The sequence below is a fragment of the Trinickia sp. genome (genome assembly GCF_057351765.1).
The window spans coordinates 49305-70974 of sequence record NZ_JBMRBK010000041.1 but is presented as its reverse complement, the minus strand read 5'-3'; the positions used below and the strand labels follow the sequence as shown (position 1 = coordinate 70974).

The following is a 21670-nucleotide window of genomic DNA, read 5'->3' as shown; positions in this document are numbered from 1 at the left end:
AGCCGACGCACGCCGTGCCACGCCTCATCGGTGCGGGTGTTCGGCCGCCCATTGCTTCACGGCGGCAAGCGTGTTCTTGACATGCTCGTCCGGCGAAAGCGACGTGTACTCGTAGACGATGCGGCCATCCGGGGCGATCACATAGGACACTCGGTTCGCTCGCTTGGTCACGAGCGGCAACGCGGCATCGTACGACTCGATGATGCGGCCGCTTTCATCGGCAGCCACGGGGAACTTGCTGCGGCACTCGCTGACCGAAAAACGCGCGAGCGTGGCGATATCGTCGTGCGACACGCCGATCACCGTCGCGCCATATCGTTTGTATTCGTCGACGGCATCGGCGAATTCGTGTGCTTCGATGGTGCAGCCTTTCGTGAATGCCGCCGGATAGAAGTAAAGCACGACGGGGCCGCGCTTGAGCGCGTCGGCCAGAGCGTAGGAGAACGTCTTGCCGCCGAGCGAGGCCTGCGTCGTGAAATCGGGCGCCTTGTCGCCCGCCTTGAGCACGGCAACCGCGTCGAACGACCATGCGCCCAGGCCGGTCACCAGCGCCGTGCATAGCGCGATACGTCCCATCCATCGTTTCATCTCGCTTCCTCGAATCGGTTCAACCTCTGCGGAGAGCCGCCAGCGCGGGCTACCGACATTGTCTCAAAAAGACCGCGAGTCCCGGCTGAATCGGTAGGCAGCGGTAACAGCGGGTAACAATTCGCGAAAACCGCTAAAGAATTTCGGATCGGAGCCGATAATTCGCCTGATGGAGGCGTGCGCGGGAGGCGCGCCCGCGCGGCGCGGGCCTCCTCGAAGCACATTCGCCGCAGTGTCGGGACCCGTCGTCAGCGAGATTCAATGGAAGCAAAAAGAAGCAACGTGCCGCGCCGGCGCACCTGGCGCGAGACGATCGACCGGCTATGGCGGCGAAAAACCGCGGCCCCGCCCGCGGCCGCCGCGGCGGTCCCGGCGCCGCAGGGGCGCAATGCACTGGCCACCGAATTGGATCGGCTCGTTCGCGGCGTGGACTTCCTGGCTTTTGTCGACGCCGGCTTGCACTTTCTCTACGTCTCCGAAGCGAGCCTGCGTTTCGTCGGCTATCGCCATGAATACCTGCGTGCGGTCACGCTGCACGAATTGGTCGCGGCCGGCGACACAGCCGCCCTGGACGGCCTCCTTGCACGTGCGAGTGCGTCGGGCAGCGTCGAGCGCGCCACCGTGCACTTGATGAAATCTCTGACCTACCCGATCCCGGTCGAACTGCGCGCCGTGGCGGGTATTCATGAAGGCACCCCCGGCTTCGCGATCTCCGCGTTCGACATTTCAGACTGGCGCGCCACCGAAGAACGCCTCACCTACGAGCTGCACAGCGACCGCATGACGGGCCTCGCCAACGGCACGGCACTCGCCGCGGCGCTCGAGAGCGCGCTGGAAACGGTGGACACCCAAAGTACCGGCGCGGCGCTGCTGCTCGTCGATCTCGACGACTATCAACGCGTGAACCGGGCGCTCGGCTACGAAGCGGGCGACGCGTTGATGCGCGAGACGGCCGCGCGGCTCGCGAGTCTCGTCTCACCCGAGGAAACGCTGGCGCGTGTGACGAGCGACGAGTTCGCCGTGCTCGTGCGCGCAGGCACGCGCGAGCACGCGGCCGCTGCCGCCGAAGCGCTCGCGCGCCGCTTCATGACCGCCATACAACAGCCCTACTCGTTCAGCGGCCAGGCTGTCCATCTCTCGGCGAGCGTCGGCATCGCGCTCTATCCCGATCCGGCCGAGCCGGGAGGCGGCCGGGCCGGACAGCACCAGCAGTTTTTGCGGCGCGCGGATCACGCGCTCGCTCAGGCGAAGGCCTCGGGCAGCAACACCATCGCGTTTCATACGCCCAACGCCGATCCGGCCGACGCCGAGCGCCTGAAACTCGAAGCCGATCTCTACGACGGCGTGCGCAACGGCGAGTTCGCGCTGCATTTCCAGCCGATCACCGAGAGCCGGATGGGCGGCGTGGTCGGCGTGGAGGCGCTCATGCGCTGGCACCATCCGGTCCATGGCCTCGTGCCGCCTTCGACGTTCGTCCCGCTGGCCGAATCGATCGGGCTCATCAACTACCTCGGCAACTGGGTGCTCAAAGTGGCCTGCATGCAGCTCGTGCAGTGGGACATCCAGGGCATCGCGCTGCAATACGTCGCGGTCAACGTCTCGCCGCAGCAGTTTCGCGACCCGCGCTTCACTCAGAACGTGCGCGACGCGCTCACGCTCACCGGGCTCGACGCGAGCCGCCTCGTGCTCGAGATCACGGAGAGTCTGCTGATGCAGGACCCGGCCCATGCGAAGGCGCTCCTCGAGGAGCTGACGGCGCTCGGCATCCGGTTCGCGATCGACGATTTCGGTACGGGCTACTCGAGCCTTGCGTACTTGCAACGTTTTCCGCTCGCCAAGCTCAAGATCGACCGCAGTTTCGTCGAGAACCTGCTAACCTCTCGCAACGACCAGGCCATCGTATCCGCCGTGGTCGGACTCGCGCGCACGCTCGAGCTGGAACTCGTCGCGGAAGGCGTGGAAACGGAGGCGCAACGGCGGCTCCTGACTGAGATGGGTTGCGGGCACATCCAGGGGTGGCTGGTCTGCCAGGCGCTGCCCTCGGAAGAGCTCGCGCAACGCTTCGCGGCCCGCGTTTTACGCCTGCACGAAGACGAGTCTTTCGCTTGAAGCACGCGAAAAAAGGTGCGCAGGACGGCTCCATCAATCGACACGTATATGGTTTTGACGGAATTCACATGGTAAAGGCGGCGCTGCTCGATAAGCTCTGGGCGCAAATGAGCGAGCGCGGCGACTTTCCGATGCTCTCCCAATCGCTGCGGACCACAGTGGCCGCAATGAAAAACGACGATCTCGACTTTTCGGCGCTGGTACAGGTCGTCTTGTCGGACTTTGCGCTGACGCAAAAGGTCCTGCGGCTCGCCAACTCGGCCATGTACATGGCATTCGGCGGCAACATCACGACGGTCACGCGCGCGCTGATGGTGCTCGGCATGGATGCCGTCGGCCACCTCGTCGTCGGACTCAAGCTCGTCGATCACTTCCACCAAAGCGCGCCGCACCGCATCGACGCGAAGCTCGAGCTCAACCGTACGCTGCTGTCCGGCAGCGTGGCGCGCAAGCTGACTTCGGACACAGCGGATTTGGGCGCGGGCGAGGAAGCCGTCGTTTGCACGCTGATGCGGCAAGTCGGCAAGCTGCTCGTCGTCTGCTATCTCGAAGCGGAGTGGAACACGATCCGGCACAAGGTCGAAAACGATGGGCTCGACGAAGCCGCTGCCTGCAACGCCGTGCTCGGCGTCACCTTCGACGAAATCGGCCTCGAAGCAGCCTCGCGCTGGCGTCTGCCGGAGCAGATCCGTGCGGGCATGGGCCGTTATGAACCCGAGGCAAACGAGCTGCAGCACGTCCAATGGCTACGCGCGGTAACCAATTTCTCGACCGATGTGGCCGACGTGCTGAGCGCGTCCGATGCACACGCGCAACCCGCCGAAATGGAACTCGCGGCGTTGGCGCAACGCTACGGCGAGGCGCTGGCGATAGAGCCGGAGACCCTCGTGTCGATGAGCACGGCGCTCGCGCGCGAGGAAGCCGGCATGGGGGTCATGCGGGAAATCGTGGAGCTGCGAGCAAGCGCCGATGCCATTGCTCGCGCGGGCGTCGCGCCGGAGGCGCGCATCGCCGCGGGCCTCGAGGATCTGCGCGCGCTGCCGTCCGAGAATGCGCTGGCGCCGGTCCTGGCGCTTGCCTCGGAGACCGTGCTGGCCGGTCTCGGCTTTGCCCGCACGATCGTCTTCGTGCGACAGGCACCGGGGCTGTTCAAGTCGCGGCTGGGCTTTGGACGCGATGTGGAGAAACTGCTGCCGGCGCTTTCGTTCAATGAAGCATTCGAGCCCGACGTATTTCATCTTGCGATTGCCAACTCGATCGGCATTTTCATCGAGAACGCGCACGATCCGAAGATGGTGGCACGGCTGCCGGCCTGGTTCCGCGATGCGTTTTCCGACGCCCGCTCGTTCGTCCTGCTGCCCGTGACCGTCGACCAAGCGACGGTCGCGCTCCTGTACGGCGATTGGTCGCACGCGCAAGAGCCCCGCAAGATCTCGCAAGACGAAATGAGTGCGCTAACCGAGCTCGCCCGCGAGCTCGCCCGCTTCTTCGCACACGCGCCGGCACAGGAAGTCGAAACGCTCTGAGGCGCGCGAGCGCGCTATTCCTGTACGCGCTCGAGCCCCGCGTTGTCGCCGTGTTGATCCGCCGCGCTGGCCCATGCCGCTGAAGCGATGGCCAATTCGGCGAGTTCGGGCGGCGTGAACGGCGCCAGTGCTGCGCTCACCTGCTCGAGCGCGGCCCAGTCGGCGCGCTCGAGCGCCTGCACGGCGGCCAGCAGTGTGCCGAGCAATCCCTCGTGCCGAAGAATGGCCGCGCGGATGTGACCCGCCAGCATCAGCGCGTCCAGCGTGGCTTCGAGCGTGTCGCCAAACACAGCGTCGACAAGCGAAAACACGCCGGTCAAAAACGCCGCATCGACGACCTTCCGGTTCGCCTGAGTCAGACGGGCCGCCGCCATTTCCATGAAACGCGCGCGCGTGGCCGCGAGCTGCACGAGCGGATCGTCCTCGAGCCGGACTTTGCGGCCGTCCGCATAAAGCAGCAATTGCGTCCAGCGCGCGATACGGTTGGTGCCCGTCGCATTGATCGCATCGCGCAGTGTCGCCACCTTGCGCCCGATGCTCGCCTCGCCCGAATTTGCGAGCCGCATGATGTGCATGACGAGCACCGGGTTCAGCTTGAGCTCGGCTTCGAGCTGCGCGACGCTCGGATCCGCCGAAAGCAGCCGCAACAGGTTCAGCAGCGCCTGGCGCGGTGCACTGGCGCGCCGCGAGGCCTGCCTGTCCGCGCGCGCGAAGAAATACCCCTGGAAGACATCGAAGCGCGCGGCCTTCGCGCGCTCGAAGGTTTCGTGCGAATCGACACCGAGCGCAATGAGAATCTTGCCGGCCGATTTGAGCGCGTCCGCCAGCTTCGCAAGCAGATCGGGCGCCACCTTCGCGACGTCGATCTTGACGGCATAGACGTAAGGCAGCAGCTTGGCGAACGTCGCGTCGGGAGCACTCACGCGGTCGAGCACGAAGCGATAACGCTTGCCGTGCAGCGCCACGAGACGGGCCGTCAACTCGCCATCGATAGCGATATCGGGCGGCAACTGGAAGAAGTAGCGTTCCGGGGAGATGCGAGCGAGATCGTCGGCCATGAGCAATGCGCGATTCACGCTCAGATAGCCTCGATGGCCACCCAGCGCCGCGTGCACGCCGCTCGCTCCGAGCAACGCCAACGTTTGCGTCAGCGCCGCGTCGGATGCGGCACGGCGGCTCGCGGGGTCAGCGTCCGAGGCACCGTCGCCGGCGAGCGGCTCGCGCGTGACCAACTCGAATCCGCACAAAAGCCCCTCGGCGTCGACGAGCGGCTGACGCGCGGGATGGGTCACCGCGCCGGGCGGATGTCCCGCCTGGGCAGGCTCGCTGGCCACCGCCGGGTGTGCCGCCGTCACGTTGGTCGTCTCCATCAGCCCCTCTTCTTTGTCTGCTTTTATCGCCGCCCGGTACTACACGTACCGGCCCCGTGGCCAATCTGGGCGGGATTATACGACGGGGCCGCAGCGAAGCGATAGCCGAAGGCGGGCCGGAGCAAACGCCGGCGAAGCGGTCTTATTTGAGCACGACCTTCACGTCGAAATACTTGGCCGCGATCCGCTCGATCGTCCCGTCGGCCTTCAGCGCACGCAACGTCTCGTCGAGCGCCGCCTTCAACGCCGCATCGCCCTTGCGCACGCCGAAGCCCACGCCCGAGCCGAGCAATTGGGAGTCAGTGACCGTCGGCCCCGCGAACTCGAACGCCGCGCCCTGCGCACGCTTGAGGAACCCCTTGGACGCCGCCTCCGAATCCTGGAACGCGGCGTCGAGCCGTCGGGCGACGAGGTCGGCATATATCTGGTCCTGCGTCTGGTACGGCACCACGTCGACGCCTGCGCCCGCCCACTTCGCCTTCGCATACGATTCCTGAATCGTGCCTTGGAGCACGCCCACGCGCTTGTCCTTGAGGGAAGCGGCGCTTGGCAGCAGCCCGCTGCCCTTCCTGGCGATCAGCTGATTCGGGATCGAATAGATCGGCTCGGTGAAGTCGATGGCCTTTTTACGTTGCTCCGTGATCGTCATGTCCGAATTGATCGCGTCGAACTTGCGCGCGGACAACGCCGGAATGAGGCCGTCGAAGTCGTTCTCGACCCAGACGCATTTGACCTTGAGCCTCGCGCAAACCGCATGGCCGACTTCGATGTCGAAGCCTTGCAGCTCGCCCGTCGGCGATTTGAATTCGAACGGCGCATACGACGCCTCGACGCCGAAGCGAATCTGCTTGAGCTCGGCGGCCGATGCGCCGCTCGCGATCAGCGACGCCGCAGCGATGAGTGCAAGCGCTGTGTGCTTTCGGAAGTTCAGTTTCATCAGGATTCCTAAACGAGAAAGAGTTGCAACGATGGGCGCAGCCGGCGCATCGTCGCCGCGCCAAAATCAGCGTTCAAATGCCCGGCGCTAGTCTTGTGCGTCGCACAAAGCGCGCGGGCGCCGCATTGTAGGCGGCGCCCGCGCGCTCGTTCGAGAAAGGGGAAGAAAATCGGACGGACCGGGCCGCCGCAATGGCATGCCCAAAGATGCAATTCGATGTCGCTCAGCGGCAAACGCCGAGACCCACGCCGCGCCCCCCGCCGAGCCGGGCGCCGCTCATGCGTACCGCACGCGACGTCCCTCGTCCTCAACGGGTTCCATCGGCGGCTGCGCGGCACGTTCGGCGGGTTGCCGGGACAACACGCCCGCCACGTAAGCCAATTGCGCGCGGTTGCGCGTTCCGAAGCGCCGCTCGATGCCGCCGAGCTGATAGGCCACCTGATCGGCCGAGAGCGACAGCAGTGCGCCTATTTCGCGATCGGACGAACCCTGGGTCATCAGATCGAGCATGCGCTTTTGCAGCCCCGAGAGCCCATCCGCGCCCGTTGTCGTCAGCAGCGGGCCGATACGCGGCTCGATGAACGCGTGTATCTCGCCCGCCAACACCAGCGCCGCGCCCATCGTCGCGTCGGAAATCCAGGCACGCGTGGCGAGCGTGCTCGACAGCGTCACCATGCAGTACTCGAACGGACGCGCCGTCTCGAAGCCCACGGTCACGCCCGAACCGATGCCGGCGCGAGCCGCCAGCGCCGCGAGACTCCGTGCGGCAGCGCCCGCCCTGCCCGCGCCGGCCGCATCGCGTGTCAGGTCGTCGAGCACCCATGCAAACGGCCAGCCGGCCGTGCACGCCTTGACGACCCGCACGTCGGTGTCGAAGCAGTGCGCACCGCAATAGGCCTCGGCCCAGCCCGGCGGCGAATACTGTGCATACCAGGCCGCTCGGCTCACCCGGCCATCGAGGCACATGATGCGGTAATAGCAAAGCCAATCGAAGCCGGCATCGACGAGGCAGCTGCGAATCAGCGTACGGCGCAGCGCGCCGTCGGACTGCGCCGTGAGCACGTCCGCCAACGCAGCAAGACGCGCAGCCGATGAACGGGCAGGTTCGCCCTCCTCTCGCGGCAGTACGACAGGGCCAGGCCCGAGGCCGAGCTCGGGGTCCCTGAGGATGCGATAGGAACGCTGACCTGCATCGGTGTGCAACGATTCCGACATGACATCTCCCGGCGGATGAAACGGGCGGCCGCGGCAACGCCCGGGCAAAACGCGCTCATGGCCGAGCGCGCGCAAGCGCCTCGGCGCTCGCGCAGGCGTCGCGGCGCGCGGCGATATCGACTTCAGGCCCGAACAGCGTCTTTTCGATGACGACCGTTTCGATATCCTCGATGCCTACGAATCGCAACCAGGCTTCGACATAGGGCTTCTGGAAATCAAAACACTCGGCGGGCGTAATTGATTCCCTCGAATAATCAAGTCCCCGCGCATAGACGACGACGGCCCGCTTGTCGCGCAACAGTCCGCCGAATCCCCGCTCGTCGAACGAGAACAGCACGTCCTTTTGCGAGACCGCATCGATGAAATGCTTCAGCTTGTAAGGAATCGAGAAATTCCAGAGCGGCACCGAGAGCAGCAGCGTATGCGCATCGTGAAGCGGCCTCGCGAGGTCGTGGATCGCCCTCCACGCATCGCGCTGCTCGTCGGTGAGCGGCGTTCCGGCAAGCCCCGCGTATTTCGCCTGCATCGCAGCGCCGTCGAACTCAGGCAACGGTGTGTGCCACAGATCGAGCGTCTCGACGGACGCATCGGCGTGTGCGCTCCGGTAAGCCTCGATGAACGCGTGCGCCACCTCCCGCGATGCGGAGCGGGATTTGCGCGGCGAGGACTCGATGTGCAACAGGCTTGTCATAGGGTTCTCCGAAGAATGGCGGGCGTGAAGCCTGGTTGGTGTGCTCGAGCTTCATCTAATCACATTGCGAACTCGATTGAAAACGAAGTATTCTTCAATCATTCAACACGAAACTCACTAAATTCCATGTTCGATACCGTGCTGTTGCGCTCGTTCGTGACGGTCGCCCAGGAAGGCAGCTTCACGCGCGCCGCGGCGCGGCTGCATTTGACGCAATCGGCCATCAGTGCGCATTTGCGGCGGGTGGAGGATCAGGCGGGCAAAACGCTGTTCGTGCGCACGACGCGCTCGACCGCCCTCACGCCGGACGGCGAACTGCTACTGGGTTATGCACGCGCGATCCTGGCCCTGAATCGCGACGCACGTGCGCGTTTGCGTCGCAGTTCGAGCGATGGCACGGTGCGTATGGGCATGTCCGAGGATTTCGCCCACGCCCGCATCATGGAGCGGCTGCATACGTTCGGGCTGCGCAACCCGGAAGTGGCGCTCGACATCACGATCGGCGTGCCGGGCACACTATTGCAGGCGATGGATCGCGGAGAACTCGACTTCGTGCTCGGCGGGCGCTGTCATGACGACCGGCCGGGCCGCCCTCTCTGGCGCGAGCCGCTCGTGTGGGCAGCGGCGGAATGGATGAATGTCGACGTGTCGTTGCCTTTGCCGCTGGCGGTGTTTCCGGAGCCTTGCCCTTACCGTGAAGCGGCACTCGCCGCGCTCGCGCATGCGGGCATCGACAGTCGCATCGCGCTCGTCTGTCCGAGCAGCGGCGGCGTGCTCGCCGCGGTGCGCGCAGGCCTCGCCATTGCGCCGATGCTGGCGAGCCGTCTCGATAGCGGCTTGCAGGCGCTCGGGGCCGATTCGCGGTTGCCCGCGTTGCCGAGCGTCGAGTTCACGCTGTTCGGTGGCAGCCCGATTACCGCACTCGTCGAGGAACTCTGCGGCGCAGCGCAGCGCGATCTGCGCTAGGGCCGGTTCACGCGCGCTCGCGCCGTGATCAGACCAATGGCGCACCGGCCGCCCGAGCGCGCGGCGCTCGACAGGCCTATGCTGACGGGGGAGACGACGCGTCGCGAGGAGGTGCGCCATGTCGATGCGAAACGGAACACGGAACGCGTTGCGCGCGGTAGCGCTCGTTGCGGCAGCGCTCGCGGGCAGCGGCGCGATTCGCGCGCAGATGCAAGGCCCCGGCCATGCGCCCGGGGCTCAGTCCCAGGAACTCCGGCAGGCGCCAGCGCCGAGCCACGCTGCACCCGCAATGCCGGCCCCGCAGCACGGCGGCATTGCACCGAATGCGCCGATGCCGGCCCAAAACCGCGCGGCACCGCCCATGCCGAGGGCAGCGCCACCGATGCCAGGGGCGGCGCCACCGATGCAGCAGCGCGCGATCGGTCCACACACGCCGCCGGCGGTGGGGCCCCGCATCATGCCGGCACCGCATGTGCCGACACCGCAGATGGGCGCGGCCGGCGGCGCCGGCCCGGGTGCGAACGCCGCGCCCCGACCGCCCGAGCGAGAGCCCACCCCCCGTGAGCCGCATCCGCAGCCCGGCGTGGCGCCGAGCGTCACGGCGCCCCAACCCGGCGTAGCACCGCGCGCCACCGCGCCGCAACCGGGCATGGCACCGCGCGCCGCTGTTCCTCCGGCCCGCACGCGCGCGCCGTGGCATGGCGATATAGGCCGCTTCCAGGAGCACGATGTCCGTGTCTGGCGGTCGGGACACTGGCATCACGGGCCCCATGACGGCCGGCACGGCTGGTGGTGGGTCGTCGGCGGCGCCTGGTACTTCTATCCCGCGCCGAGCTATCCCTATCCCGACCCGTTTGTCCCCGGATTCGCCGACGCGCCCCCGGACGACACGGGCTATTGGTACTACTGTCCTTATTGGGACCAATACTATCCGTATGTCGCGACCTGCCCGGGCGGATGGCAGCCGGTGCCGGCCGAGCAGTGATCGGTACCACGGCGCGTCGTGCCTCGGGGGTGCATCGATATCAAGCACCGCGGGGTGTGCGCGCCAGCGTTTCGGCCGTCGTTTCGACGACGATGAGCCCCGCTCGCAAGCCCGGCTTCACGCTCGGGTTCGGAAACACGATCCGCGCGTCGTCGCGCGTGACGATGTAGCGATACTCGCCGTCGCGCGCCAGCACCTGTCCTTTGGCGAGCACGGTGAAGTTCGGTACATCGCTCGCCAGCGCGAGTTCGAATGCGTCCGTGCGTTTCGTGATCTGGTCGACAACCGTGAACACGCGCGGCATCGGCGCAGCGGACTCGGGTGCGAGGTTCGCGACCAGCGCACGCACGGCGCGATCGGCTGCGTCGAAATGGGACAAATCGTTTTGCCCGAACGGCCGCACTTTGCCGAGCTCGAGCGTGCAAGCGATTGCCCCATGGGTCTGTGCCGTGAACTGCGTATACGTCGTCCCCGCAGCCGTGTGCAGCAAAATCGCAGCGATACGCGCGTGGCTAAGCCAGTCCAGCATCGCGCTCGGGAGCGCCCGGCCCGTGTGCGGCAACAGCGCGAACTGCTCGAAGACCGAAGCACGGATTGCGGTATGCATGTCGATATGCCAGCGCGGCGCGGCGTCGGCCGGTGCCGCTTGCGCGAAGAACCGCGCCGTCGCGGCCTCGAGCGTTGCCGCGCGCGCCTTCTCGCTGCCCCCGTGCAATCGGGCGTGCGCGCCGCAAAAAAGCCGGTTCAGATCGTCGTCGAGATAGCGGCGGGCCGCCCTCATCGCCTCGATATTGCCCAGCACCACGAGCAGACGGCACGCAAGCGGCAGCGCGCCGCGCGCGATGTCCGCCACCATGCGCGAGACGAGTTCGATGGGCGCCGTCTCGTCGCCATGCACACCGGCGGACACGGCGACGCTCGCGACCGGCTTCGCTTCGGGCTCGAACTGGAGCAAACCGGCCCCGAGCCATTGGAAGCGCACGCCATGCGCGCATTCGCCGCCCGCGCGATCGGCAACGGGACGCGCATCGGCGAGCGAGAACGACAGGAAGTCGGTCAGGAAACCCGGCGCGCCGGTCATGGTTCTCGTCCCGTCAGCGTTGGAAGTCATAAAGGGAACCGAGGCCGAGAATCTGGGTGAGCTCGTCGAGCGCCGTACGCGATTCGTCGAGCAGCGTCGGATCGGCGAGATCGGCGCTCGCGAGCCGGTCGCGATAATGCTTGGCTATCCAGGCGTCCAGCCGGGCGAAAAGCGCATCGTCGATCCAGACACCGGGAGCGACCGCCGCTTGCTCCGCGCCGTCGAGTACGACGCGCAGGCGCAGGCATGCCGGGCCGCCGCCGTTTTTCATGCTTTCGCGCAAATCGAAAACCAGCACCTCCGAGATGGGTCCGCCCGAGCTCGCCAGATCGTCGAGATAGGCGGCCACGCGCGGATTTTCACGGCATTCCTGCGGCACCACGAGAACATCGCGTCCATCGGAACGCGTGAGCAACTGAGAGTTGAACAGATACGACGAAACCGCATCTTCCACGCTCACGCGCGCATCGGGCACCTCGATGACGTTGAATTGGGCGCCGAGCCCGGAAAGTTGCGCACGCAACCTGTCGCAGACTTCCCGTTGATCGACGAATGCCCGTTCATGGCAAAAGAGCGTCTCGCGGTTACCGACGGCAATGACGTCGTTATGGAACACGCCCGCGTCGATGACCTCGGGGTTTTGCTGCGCATAAACCGTGGATGCCTCGGCAAGACCGTGGCGCTGCGCAACGGCCCGGCTCGCCTCGAACGTCTGACGGGCCGGATAACGCACGGGCTCGGGGCCGCGCCGGTATTCGCTGCGTCCGTAGACGAAGAATTCGACGCCGGGCTCGCCGTAAGCGGCGCAAAAGCGCGTATGGTTGGCAGCGCCTTCATCGCCGAGCGCCGGGGTGCCCGGCAGCGCCTCGTGCACGGCGAAGCGGCTCTCGTCGGCAAACACGGCTTGCAGCGTCCGGCGGGTCGCCTCGTGCTCGATCGCGCGATGCAGTTTGCTCGTCAGATTGGCCGGTGTGAAATGCACGCGCCGATCGGCCGTGTCGGCGGACGGGCTGACCGTCGCGGCGTTCGCGGTCCACATCGCCGAGGCCGAGCTCGCCGCGGCCAGCAGCTCCGGTGCTTCCTTTGCGGCGCGATCGATGACGCGCGCATCCGAGCCTGAGAACCCGAGCTCGCGCAAAAGACGCAGCGAGGGACGCTCCTGCGGCGGCAACACGCCTTGCAGGAATCCGAGGTCCGCGAGCTGCTTCATCTTGCGCAGCCCCTGCTTGGCGGCGGCGAGTGGATTCGCGACCGATTTCTCGTTCGTTTGCGACGCGACGTTGCCGAACGAGAGTCCCGCATAGTTGTGCGTCGGACCTACGAGTCCATCGAAGTTGGCTTCCCGTGCTTGCATCGTCGATCCTTGGTCGGTCGGTCGTTCAATGTTTCAAACTTTCAACTTTCAACTTTCAGTCTTGCCGTCGCGCCACCGCGTCGTCCATGGCGCAGCGTCTCAATCGTTCGAGACTTCGTGAAAGCGAAGCCCAGGCGATACGCTCGAAGGCATCGAGAGCTGCGCGCTCTCGACGGACGCCATCGGATAGGCACAGTAGTCGGCCGCATAGAACGCGCTCGGACGATGATTTCCCGAGCGGCCGACACCGCCGAACGGCGCGGCCGACGATGCACCGTTCGTCGGCCGGTTCCAGTTCACGATGCCTGCGCGGATCGTGCGGCTGAAGCGTTCCCAGGCGCTCGCGTCGTCCGCGACGAGGCCCGCCGAGAGCCCGAAGGCCGTATCGTTCGCACGCTCGATCGCTTCGTCGAGGCTCGCATAACGCACGATCTGCGCGAGCGGACCGAAGTGCTCCTCGTCGGGCAATGCCGAGACTGCGCTGACATCGACAATCGCGGGATTCACGAAGCCGAGCGCCGGATCGCGTTGCGTCATGGCGATGAGCGGCCGCGCCCCGGCCTTGACGAGCCGTTCCTGCGCCGCGACGAGTCTGGCGGCCGCGCGCGCCGACACGACGGCTCCCATGAAGGGCTGCGGCTCGGCATCGTAAAGGCCGTAGACGATGCGCGAAGTCACCTCGGCGAAGCGCGCGACGAAGCGCTCGCCGAACGATCCTTGGGGCACGAAGATGCGGCGCGCACAGGTGCAGCGCTGCCCCGCCGAAAGAAACGCGGATTGAATCGTGAGATGCACCGCCGCGTCGATATCTTCCACTTCGGCGACGACGAGCGGATTGTTGCCGCCCATTTCGAGGGCCAGCACGATTTCCGGCCGTCCGCCGAACTGCTTGTGCAGCAACGTACCGGTATCGGAGCTGCCGGTGAAGAACAGGCCGTCGATCTGCCGATGATTGGCCAGCGCGACACCCGTCTCTTTTTCTCCTTGCACGAGGTTCAGCACGCCCGCGGGCAAACCGGCCTCGCGCCAGAGCTCGACCGTGGCCTGCGCCACAGCCGGCGCGAGCTCGGAGGGTTTGAACACGACCGTATTGCCCGCGACGAGCGCCGGCACGATATGGCCGTTCGGCAGATGCCCGGGGAAGTTATAAGGGCCGAAGACCGCGACGACACCGTGCGGGCGGTGCCGCAATACGGCAACGCCGTCGGCCATCGGCACGCGCTTTTCGCCTGTGCGTTCCTGATATGCCGTCACCGAGATGTCGACCTTGGCCGCCATCGCGGCGACCTCGGTACGCGCCTCCCACAGCGGCTTGCCCGTCTCGCGTCCGATCGCATGCGCGAGCGTTTCCTTGTGCTCGACGAGGCGCACCGCGAATCGGCGCACGATTTCGCAACGGGCGTCGAACGGCATGGCCGACCAATCGGCAAATGCGCGGCGTGCGCTTGCGACGGCGCGATCGACATCGACCGCGCTCGCGCCGTGCCCTTGCCATACCACGGCCCCCGTACCGGGGTTATGCGACGAGAAGCGGGGTCCGTTTGCCTGCGCCCACTCGCCTTCGATGAATAGTTCGCTCATGACTTTTGACTCTGCTGGGTATGAGAGGTGACGAGCACCCGCACCGGATCGCCTTCGCGCACGAGCAGCGCCGCCGCGTCGTCCGCGGACAGATGCATGACGCCGTCTTCGACGCCGCCCGGCGCGAAGCCGACACGGAAATCCGCCAGCCGCGTATTCGCCACCAGCGAACGAGGTGCACGCTCGCGCGGCGCTTGGGCGGGGCCTGCACCGGATGCAAGCGGATCGACGGAATCGACCTCGCCGATGACGACAGGGACGACCACACTCTCGCGTACGGTTCGCAAATCGTTGATGTGGCACTCGAGCACAGGGCCCGCATCGAAAATATCGACGTGCCCCTGATAGCGAAGCCCCTCGGCTTCGAGCATCTTGCGCGCGGGCGCCGTGTCGCGATGGGTCAGGCCAATGACCTGCCGGGCATCCTCGGGCAGTAAATCGGCGTACACCGGGTAACGCGGCATCAGTTCGGCGAGAAAAGACTTTCGCCCGTGCGCGCTCAAGTAATCGGCCGCGTTGAAGTCGATCTGATAGAAGTGCGAGCCCACCGCGCGCCAGAACGGCGAGGTACCGTCGGCGTCGAAATGGCCGCGCAGCTCCGCGCATAGGCGCTCGGGAAACCGGTCGCGAAATTGCGCGATGAACATGAAGCGCGAGCGCGACAGCAACCCGCCCACACCATGCGCGCGATAACGCGGCGACAGGAACAACGAGCAGACTTCCGCATAGCCCGTGAGGTCGTGCGAGATGTTGAGCAGCGACATCCTGGTCCAGACGCCAAGCTCCTGGCTCGCATGCACCACGGTACTCACCCGATAGTTGTAGAACGGCTGCTCGAGGCCGACCTGCGTCTCGATTCCGCACACACCGGCAACGTCGTTCGTTGCCGCATCTTCCATGACGAAGAAGTAGCCGGCCTCATGGGGCGTGGCCTGTCCTTCCATCGTCCGTTTCGATCGCGCGATGCGTGCGGCAAGCGCATCGGGGTCGGGCTTGAACGTCGTCAAACCCGGCCCGGTCTCCTGCGCGAGCGCCACGACCGCATCGAGGTCGGTGGTCTTGACAGCGCGAACGACGATCATCGACGAACTCCCGGATGAGTGGCACGCAAGGCAGCCGTCTCGCCATCGAGATCGGCCTGCGACTCGGCGGTGGCGGCTTCGTCTTCGGACGCGCGATGCAATGGCACGCAACGCACCGCATCGCCCGCGACGGCGCCGAGCACCGAGCGTACCGACGACGTCAGCGGCGCCTGCTCCTCGCGCGCAAGCGGCAGCTCCGCCAGCGCACAGCGGAATTCGCCGGCCCGGTTGTTCGCGACGAGATAGGTCGTGGCTGCGGTTGCGGCTGCGGACGACGGATCGGCGTCCGATGCCGCTTCGGTCCTCTCACGTACGATTCGCGTCTCGTTGCTCACCACGCACGCACTGCGGTCCACCTGCGCGGTCAGCACGGGGCCCGCATCGAAGATGTCGACGAAACGATCGGGCTCGAAACCTTCCTCGAGATGGATATCGTAGGCAAGCAGACTTTTGGCGTTGGGCTCGCCGAGCACACGCTGCGCCGCCTCGGGCAACAGGGGCACATAAAGCGGATAGCTCGGCATCACTTCGGCGATGAACGTACGGCTGCGTCCCCCCGAAATCTTTTCGACTTCGGCGAAATCGCGCGCGAAGAACTTGCGCCCCACCGCCTCCCAGAACGGCGACGTCCCCGCTTCGTCGGTGACACCGAGCAAGAGCGAGAATACCTCCGGCGTGAAGCGCCGTCGGTTCGCCGCAACATACATCATGCGCGCGCGCGAAAGCAGGTGGGCGCTCGCGTCGCCCGTCACCGCGGGATCGAGGTAGAAGCCCGCGAGCCGGCTCTTGCCGGTCAGCTCGTGCGACATCGTCAACGCGTGGATTTTCCGGTTCACGTGAAGCTCGCGCGAGGCATGAATGAGCGCATCGTTGCGAAAAACGTAGAACGGCTCGGCATAGCCTGCCGCGGCCACGATGCTCGACGTGCCGAGCAGCTTGCCGCTCGTCGCATCCTCGAGCACGAAGAGATAGAACTCCTCGCCCGGGAAATCGACCTCGGCGCGAAACGAATCCTCGGACAGCGCAATGCGTGCCTCGAGCGCATGGCGATCGTGCGGCAGCGAATGCAGCACGGGCCGCGCGGCGCGCGCCATCTGTTCGAGCGCGTCGAGATCGGAAAGTCTTGCTGGGCGTACGAAGAGCATCATCGTTCCATTCGGTGGCAGATGCGGTGGCACATTCGCTGCCACAGGCGTCGACATAAGTGGCGGGACGAACCCGGGCTCAACGGGCCGATGCGTCGGCAGCCGCCGCGACGGTCTCCTCGATCGCTTTTTCGAGCCGCGCGAGACCTTCTTCGAGATCGGCATCGTCGATGATCAGCGATGGCGCGAAACGCAGCACGTTCGGCCCCGCGATCAGCAGCATCACGCCATGCCGCGCGGCCGCGTTCGCGAAGTCCTTCGCCTGCCCCTCGAATGCCGCGACGAGTTCGGCACCGATCAGGAGGCCCTTGCCGCGAATCTCCTTGAAGAGTCCGAACCGCTTGCCGATCGCATCGAGCCGCGCCGTCAGGGCTGCCCCGCGACGCTTCACGCCATCGAGCAGAGCGGGCTCGCTGACGAGCTCGATGACCTTGTCCGCAATCGCGGCACCGAGCGGGTTGCCGCCGTAAGTCGTGCCGTGCACGCCCACCTTGAAATGCGCCGCGATGGCTTTCGTCGTCAGCATCGCGCCGATCGGAAAACCGTTGCCGAGCGCTTTGGCGGTCGTGAGGATATCCGGCGTCACGCCGGTATCCATGTATGCGTAGAGATGGCCCGTGCGGCCGACGCCCGTCTGGACTTCGTCGAAGATCAGCAGCGCCCCATGCGCGTCGCACGCCTCGCGCAATGTCCGCAGAAACGCGGGATCCGCAGGAATCACACCACCCTCGCCCTGAATGGGCTCGACGATGACCGCACACGTTTTCGTACCGATTGCGCCGCGCGCCGCCTCGATATCGTTGTACGGCAAATGAACGATACCGGCCGGCACGGGGCCGAAGCCTTCCGCATACTTCGGTTGGCCGCCGACGCTGACAGTGAACAGCGTGCGGCCATGAAACGACTGCGAAAACGAGACGATCTCGATCTTCTCGGGGCCGTGACGCTCGAGCGCGGCCCGGCGCGCCAGTTTCAGCGCGGCTTCGTTGGCTTCGGCGCCCGAGTTCGCAAAGAATGCACGTTCGGCGAACGTCAGCGCCTCGAGCCGGCTGGCCAGCCTCAGCACGGGCTGGTTCGTATAGGCGTTGCTGACGTGCCACAGCGTCTCGCCCTGCTCGCGCAGCACGCGCACGAGTTCAGGGTGCGTGTGCCCCAGCGCCGTCACCGCGATGCCGCCCGTAAAATCGATGTACTCGCGCCCTTCGGAGTCCCAGACACGCGAGCCCGCTGCGCGCACCGGTACGAAAGGCGCAGGCGAGAAGACGGGCACCATGACGTCGTCGAACGTCTGGCGGTTGACAGCGAAATCGTTCATGGCAGATCCTCGTTGAGGTAATAACAGCTCGAAACCGCTCGTATTCGTACTGCGGATACTGCTAGTGTAGAAAACGTTCGCGCCGCCGTCTTGCGCACGAGCGACGCGATCTATCGGGGTTCGCCGCGCGTCGCTCCCTCATCCGTGTCGGGTGGCTCGATCAGCGCACCCGCACGGGGCTCGCCCGCAAACGGCGCGCCCGCGCCATGCTGTCGCGCAATCCAGTTGCGGCGCTCTTCGCGCGGCGTGAGGCCGAACCGTTCGCGGTACGCATTCGAAAAATGCGCGGCCGACGAAAATCCGCATGCCAGGCTGACCTGAACGATCGATTTGCTCGAGCGCTGCAGTTGCAAACGTGCCTTGGTGAGCCGAAGACCGAGGTAGTACTTCGACGGCATCGCGCCGAGATACTGCTTGAAGAGCCGCTCGAGCTGACGGCGCGAGATCCCGACGAGTTCCGCGATCTCGTCCGTCGTCAGCGGATCTTCGACATTCGCATCCATCAGCTGTAACGCGTCGTTGAGCCGCGGATGGCGTTCGCCGGGCGCCGTGACGTGCGGAATGCGCTGGCGCTCCTCGCCTGCGCGCAGCGCGCCGAGGCCCAACGCGTCGGCAATGCGTTCGGCCAACTCCGGGCCGTGCTCGCGCGCGACCATGGCAAGCATGAAGTCGGCACTGGCCTGACCGCCCGCGCAGCTCGCCCGGTCGCGGTCGATCTCGAAGAGCTGCTGCGTCACGATCGAGCGCTCGAACTGCTCCGCAAACTGCTGATAAGTTTCCCAATTCACGCTCACCCGGTAGCCCGAGAGCTGGCCCGCCATGGCGAGCCACCAGACGCCATGATGAATACCCGTGACGAGCGGCGTGCGCTGGCCCACGCGCGCGAGCGATGCGAGAAAGAGCCGGTAATCGGCGAACTGCTGAAAACGCTCCGTGACGACGATAAGCCAATCGCAGGCAATGCCGTCGCCGAATGCGCCATCGGCCGCCAACGTGGCGCCACCCTCGAGCGGCACGGCCCGGCCATCCCACGAGCAAATTCGCCAGCGGTAAAGCAGGCGGCCGTCGATTTCGTTGGCGAGGCGCAGCGTATCGACGATCGGGCCGAGCCCGGACATCGAAACGGGCGGCAGCGCCACGATGACGACCTCCGTGGCGCGCGGCGCGCCTGACGTGCTCGGCACGACCTGGCCGGCGCGTACCATCACGTTCTCCCCACGTCGAACGGCTGACCTGCTTCGGATAGGCGGGGCGCGCCCGGCGCCGATCGGGCGGTGGGTCCATGAGCCGGTCTCGACAGGACTAACCGCATGTCTGGCTTATTTGAGGCTACCCGACAGGAACTGCCGCAGCCGCTCGCTTCGTGGCTGGGTGAGCACGATCGCTGGATCGCCCTCTTCCTCGGTCCGGCCCTGGTGCAAAAACATGACATGGTTGGAGACGTTGCGCGCAAACCCCATCTCGTGCGTGACGACGATCATCGTACGGCCTTCTTCGGCGAGTTTCTGCATGACTTTCAGCACTTCCCCGACAAGCTCCGGATCGAGCGCCGAAGTCGGCTCGTCGAAGAGCATCACGTCCGGGTTCATGGCCAGCGCGCGTGCGATCGCCACGCGTTGCTGCTGCCCGCCCGACAGGTGCGACGGATACTGCTTTTCGAGGCGGGGCGCGAGCCCGACCTTCTCGAGGTACGCGCGTGCGCGTTCCTCGGCCTCGCGACGCGAGAGCCCGAGCACATGGATCGGCGCTTCGACGACGTTTTCGAGCACCGTCATGTGCGCCCACAGATTGAAGTGCTGAAACACCATCGCGAGCTTGGTGCGCATGCGTTGGAGCTGTTTGTGGTCGGCCACCTCGAGGTTGCCCGAGCGGTCGGCGCGCGTGCGCACCGCCTCGCCGTCGACGACGATCTGCCCGGCATTCGGCCGTTCGAGAAAGTTGATGCAACGCAAGAACGTGCTCTTGCCCGAACCACTCGCGCCGATGATGCTGATGACGTCGCCGGCGTTTGCTTCGAGCGTCACGCCCTTGAGAACCTCGTTGTCGCCGTAGCGTTTGTGGATATCGAGCGCCGCGAGCTTGACGGCGGTGGATGGGGATGTCGCTTGAAGCACCGTGCTCTCCTCGAGTAATTCAACGGCGGCCGACCGCGAGGTACGCCAGCCAGTGCTGTTCGGCCCGTCTGAATAGCGCGACGAGCGCAAACGATACCGCAAGATAGATCAATGCGGCGATGCCGAATGCCTGAAACGACATATAGGTTGCCGAATTGGCGTCGCGCGCGACCTTGAGCACGTCGGGCACCGTGGCGGTAAATGCGATCGTCGTCGCATGCAGCATGAGAATGACCTCGTTGCTGTAAAGCGGCAACGCGCGTCGCAGCGCCGAGGGCAAGACGATGCGCCGATACATCGTGAAGCGGTGCATGCCGTAGGCGCGCGCAGCTTCGACTTCGCCATGCGAGATCGAGCGGATCGCGCCCGCGAAAATCTCCGTCGTGTAGGCGCCCGTATTGAGACCGAAGGCGAGGATGGCGCAATTCAGGCCGCTGCGGAAAAATTCGTTCAGCGTGGGATGCGCGCGCACGACTTCGAGGCTGTAAAGACCCGAGTAGATGAGCAGCAACTGCACATAAAGCGGCGTGCCGCGAAAGAGGTAGGTATAGCAGCGCACCGGCACCGACAACCAGCGATTTTGCGAAACGCGCGCAACGGCAAGCGGCACGGCCATAGTAAAGCCGATCGCGAGCGAGGCAACGAGCAGCCAGAGCGTCATGGCCAGGCCCGAGAGGCCCTGCCCGTCCCAATAGAGAAACGCCCGGCCGAACTGGGAAAGAATGTCGATCATAGCTCCGCCTTGCGCACGCCGAGGGAATAGCGGCGGTCGAGCCAAATCAGCGCGATGTTGGACACGGTGGTGATGGCCAGATAGATCAGCGCGGCAACGAGGACGAAAAAGAACATGTTGAACGTGCTCTTTCCGGCGTCCTGCGCGGCCTTCACGACGTCCGCAAGACCGATGATCGAAACGAGCGCGGTCGCCTTGACGAGCACCTGCCAGTTGTTGCCGATACCGGGCAGCGCGAAGCGCATCATCTGCGGAAAGAGGATGCGTGCGAAGACGCGCGCGCCGCTCATCCCGTAGGCCATGCCGGCTTCCAGCTGCCCGCGGGGCACGGCCATGAACGCGCCCCGAAACGTTTCCGTGAAGTAGGCGCCATAGATGAAACCGAGCGTCAGCACGCCGGCGACGAACGGATCGATATCGATCTGTTCGATGCCGAGCGCGTCGGTCAGCTGATTCACGGCGATCTGGATGCTGTAAAAGAGCAGCAGCATCAGCACGAGATCCGGCACCGAACGGATCAATGTCGTGTAGGCCGTGGCCGCGCCCGCCACGGCCGGCCGGCGCGAGAGCTTGGCCAGCGCGCCGGCGAGGCCCAGCAGCACCGCCACGGCCAGCGAGAGCACCGACAACTCGATCGTCTTCAGCGTGCCCGCGAGCAACACCGGTCCAAACCCGTAGAGAAACACGCGCATCTCCGTCAGAGGGATGGCGCGGATCGTCGCAAGCGAAAAATGTTTCCGCAAATGGCGCGCTGCTCTTTGCGGCAGTGCAACATCCGCGTTATCGAGCGCGCAGGTCCCGCCCTGCCGCTCGTGCGCGGTCGCTGCCGCGAGCGGGCCCGCGCGGCTCGGCGTGAATTGCGAAAACTTCCCGTCGCA

Annotated in this window: 19 protein-coding genes; 4 read left to right on the top strand and 15 right to left on the bottom strand. The window is 65.7% G+C overall.

The genetic code is table 11. The features are described from left to right. Positions 1-24 precede the first annotated feature (24 nt). Positions 25-576 (bottom strand): peroxiredoxin, encoded by a 552-nt coding sequence (locus tag ACO1XS_RS11485; RefSeq protein ID WP_414720360.1) that lies wholly within the window; start codon positions 574-576, stop codon positions 25-27. 273 nt (positions 577-849) lie between these two features. Between ACO1XS_RS11485 and ACO1XS_RS11480 the strand changes: the two genes are divergently transcribed. Beyond that, positions 850-2697, top strand: a complete 1848-nt coding sequence (locus ACO1XS_RS11480; RefSeq protein ID WP_486390734.1) for a putative bifunctional diguanylate cyclase/phosphodiesterase — start codon at positions 850-852, stop codon at positions 2695-2697. A gap of 68 nt (positions 2698-2765) precedes the next feature. Then, on the top strand, positions 2766-4223 hold the full coding sequence (locus ACO1XS_RS11475; protein WP_486390733.1) for an HDOD domain-containing protein: 1458 nt from the start codon (positions 2766-2768) through the stop codon (positions 4221-4223). Positions 4224-4237: 14 nt separating this feature from the next. Here ACO1XS_RS11475 and ACO1XS_RS11470 read toward each other — a convergent pair whose 3' ends face one another. From ACO1XS_RS11470 to ACO1XS_RS11455, 4 genes are all read right to left on the bottom strand, one after another. Continuing rightward, positions 4238-5593: an EAL and HDOD domain-containing protein gene (locus tag ACO1XS_RS11470; RefSeq protein WP_486390732.1), complete on the bottom strand. Its 1356-nt coding sequence runs from the start codon at positions 5591-5593 to the stop codon at positions 4238-4240. A gap of 142 nt (positions 5594-5735) precedes the next feature. Next, positions 5736-6530: an ABC transporter substrate-binding protein gene (locus ACO1XS_RS11465; RefSeq protein WP_486390731.1), complete on the bottom strand. Its 795-nt coding sequence runs from the start codon at positions 6528-6530 to the stop codon at positions 5736-5738. Between the two features lie 276 nt (positions 6531-6806). After that, positions 6807-7745 carry a helix-turn-helix transcriptional regulator gene (locus ACO1XS_RS11460; protein WP_486390730.1) on the bottom strand — a complete coding sequence of 313 codons (939 nt, stop codon included), beginning with the start codon at positions 7743-7745 and terminating at the stop codon, positions 6807-6809. Between the two features lie 55 nt (positions 7746-7800). Beyond that, positions 7801-8436 carry an FMN-dependent NADH-azoreductase gene (locus tag ACO1XS_RS11455; RefSeq protein WP_486390729.1) on the bottom strand — a complete coding sequence of 212 codons (636 nt, stop codon included), beginning with the start codon at positions 8434-8436 and terminating at the stop codon, positions 7801-7803. Between the two features lie 126 nt (positions 8437-8562). Between ACO1XS_RS11455 and ACO1XS_RS11450 the strand changes: the two genes are divergently transcribed. Both ACO1XS_RS11450 and ACO1XS_RS11445 read left to right on the top strand, forming a co-directional pair. Beyond that, positions 8563-9402 (top strand): LysR substrate-binding domain-containing protein, encoded by an 840-nt coding sequence (locus ACO1XS_RS11450; RefSeq protein ID WP_486390728.1) that lies wholly within the window; start codon positions 8563-8565, stop codon positions 9400-9402. A gap of 118 nt (positions 9403-9520) precedes the next feature. After that, positions 9521-10387, top strand: a complete 867-nt coding sequence (locus ACO1XS_RS11445; protein ID WP_486390727.1) for a hypothetical protein — start codon at positions 9521-9523, stop codon at positions 10385-10387. Between the two features lie 40 nt (positions 10388-10427). Here ACO1XS_RS11445 and astE read toward each other — a convergent pair whose 3' ends face one another. The 10 genes from astE to ACO1XS_RS11395 all read right to left on the bottom strand — a co-directional run bounded on the left by astE (position 10428) and on the right by ACO1XS_RS11395 (position 21478). Beyond that, positions 10428-11498 (bottom strand): succinylglutamate desuccinylase, encoded by a 1071-nt coding sequence (astE, locus tag ACO1XS_RS11440; RefSeq protein WP_486390726.1) that lies wholly within the window; start codon positions 11496-11498, stop codon positions 10428-10430. Continuing rightward, entirely contained in the window at positions 11482-12822 is a 1341-nt protein-coding gene (astB, locus tag ACO1XS_RS11435; RefSeq protein ID WP_331574410.1) for an N-succinylarginine dihydrolase, read from the bottom strand. The genes astE and astB overlap by 17 nt, the downstream gene beginning before the upstream one ends. A gap of 99 nt (positions 12823-12921) precedes the next feature. Beyond that, positions 12922-14403: a succinylglutamate-semialdehyde dehydrogenase gene (astD, locus tag ACO1XS_RS11430; RefSeq protein ID WP_331574412.1), complete on the bottom strand. Its 1482-nt coding sequence runs from the start codon at positions 14401-14403 to the stop codon at positions 12922-12924. Beyond that, positions 14400-15485 carry an arginine N-succinyltransferase gene (gene astA / locus ACO1XS_RS11425; RefSeq protein ID WP_486390725.1) on the bottom strand — a complete coding sequence of 362 codons (1086 nt, stop codon included), beginning with the start codon at positions 15483-15485 and terminating at the stop codon, positions 14400-14402. The genes astD and astA overlap by 4 nt, the downstream gene beginning before the upstream one ends. Then, a complete protein-coding gene (gene aruF, locus ACO1XS_RS11420) occupies positions 15482-16630 on the bottom strand; it encodes an arginine/ornithine succinyltransferase subunit alpha (RefSeq protein WP_486390768.1) in 1149 nt (382 codons plus the stop codon). Before aruF ends, astA begins: the two co-directional genes overlap by 4 nt. 79 nt (positions 16631-16709) lie before the next feature. Next, on the bottom strand, positions 16710-17945 hold the full coding sequence (locus ACO1XS_RS11415) for an aspartate aminotransferase family protein (RefSeq protein WP_486390724.1): 1236 nt from the start codon (positions 17943-17945) through the stop codon (positions 16710-16712). A gap of 110 nt (positions 17946-18055) precedes the next feature. Next, on the bottom strand, positions 18056-19150 hold the full coding sequence (locus tag ACO1XS_RS11410; protein ID WP_486390723.1) for a GlxA family transcriptional regulator: 1095 nt from the start codon (positions 19148-19150) through the stop codon (positions 18056-18058). A gap of 114 nt (positions 19151-19264) precedes the next feature. Next, positions 19265-20059 (bottom strand): ABC transporter ATP-binding protein, encoded by a 795-nt coding sequence (locus ACO1XS_RS11405; protein WP_331574420.1) that lies wholly within the window; start codon positions 20057-20059, stop codon positions 19265-19267. A gap of 19 nt (positions 20060-20078) precedes the next feature. Further along, positions 20079-20792: an ABC transporter permease gene (locus ACO1XS_RS11400; RefSeq protein ID WP_440561870.1), complete on the bottom strand. Its 714-nt coding sequence runs from the start codon at positions 20790-20792 to the stop codon at positions 20079-20081. Beyond that, positions 20789-21478 carry an ABC transporter permease gene (locus tag ACO1XS_RS11395; protein WP_331574501.1) on the bottom strand — a complete coding sequence of 230 codons (690 nt, stop codon included), beginning with the start codon at positions 21476-21478 and terminating at the stop codon, positions 20789-20791. The genes ACO1XS_RS11400 and ACO1XS_RS11395 overlap by 4 nt, the downstream gene beginning before the upstream one ends. Positions 21479-21670 lie beyond the last annotated feature (192 nt).

What these genes read in the sequence shown, in the direction of transcription:
- astB (WP_331574410.1), bottom strand. Translation starts at nt 12,822, where the DNA reads ATGCAAGCACGGGAAGCCAACTTCGATGGACTCGTAGGTCCGACGCAC.
- ACO1XS_RS11475 (WP_486390733.1), top strand. Translation starts at nt 2,766, where the DNA reads ATGGTAAAGGCGGCGCTGCTCGATAAGCTCTGGGCGCAAATGAGCGAG.
- astA (WP_486390725.1), bottom strand. Translation starts at nt 15,485, where the DNA reads ATGATCGTCGTTCGCGCTGTCAAGACCACCGACCTCGATGCGGTCGTG.
- astD (WP_331574412.1), bottom strand. Translation starts at nt 14,403, where the DNA reads ATGAGCGAACTATTCATCGAAGGCGAGTGGGCGCAGGCAAACGGACCC.
- ACO1XS_RS11485 (WP_414720360.1), bottom strand. Translation starts at nt 576, where the DNA reads ATGGGACGTATCGCGCTATGCACGGCGCTGGTGACCGGCCTGGGCGCA.
- ACO1XS_RS11410 (WP_486390723.1), bottom strand. Translation starts at nt 19,150, where the DNA reads ATGGTACGCGCCGGCCAGGTCGTGCCGAGCACGTCAGGCGCGCCGCGC.
- ACO1XS_RS11470 (WP_486390732.1), bottom strand. Translation starts at nt 5,593, where the DNA reads ATGGAGACGACCAACGTGACGGCGGCACACCCGGCGGTGGCCAGCGAG.
- ACO1XS_RS11465 (WP_486390731.1), bottom strand. Translation starts at nt 6,530, where the DNA reads ATGAAACTGAACTTCCGAAAGCACACAGCGCTTGCACTCATCGCTGCG.
- ACO1XS_RS11480 (WP_486390734.1), top strand. Translation starts at nt 850, where the DNA reads ATGGAAGCAAAAAGAAGCAACGTGCCGCGCCGGCGCACCTGGCGCGAG.
- ACO1XS_RS11460 (WP_486390730.1), bottom strand. Translation starts at nt 7,745, where the DNA reads ATGTCGGAATCGTTGCACACCGATGCAGGTCAGCGTTCCTATCGCATC.
- ACO1XS_RS11445 (WP_486390727.1), top strand. Translation starts at nt 9,521, where the DNA reads ATGTCGATGCGAAACGGAACACGGAACGCGTTGCGCGCGGTAGCGCTC.
- ACO1XS_RS11450 (WP_486390728.1), top strand. Translation starts at nt 8,563, where the DNA reads ATGTTCGATACCGTGCTGTTGCGCTCGTTCGTGACGGTCGCCCAGGAA.
- ACO1XS_RS11455 (WP_486390729.1), bottom strand. Translation starts at nt 8,436, where the DNA reads ATGACAAGCCTGTTGCACATCGAGTCCTCGCCGCGCAAATCCCGCTCC.
- ACO1XS_RS11415 (WP_486390724.1), bottom strand. Translation starts at nt 17,945, where the DNA reads ATGAACGATTTCGCTGTCAACCGCCAGACGTTCGACGACGTCATGGTG.
- ACO1XS_RS11400 (WP_440561870.1), bottom strand. Translation starts at nt 20,792, where the DNA reads ATGATCGACATTCTTTCCCAGTTCGGCCGGGCGTTTCTCTATTGGGAC.
- astE (WP_486390726.1), bottom strand. Translation starts at nt 11,498, where the DNA reads ATGACTTCCAACGCTGACGGGACGAGAACCATGACCGGCGCGCCGGGT.
- aruF (WP_486390768.1), bottom strand. Translation starts at nt 16,630, where the DNA reads ATGCTCTTCGTACGCCCAGCAAGACTTTCCGATCTCGACGCGCTCGAA.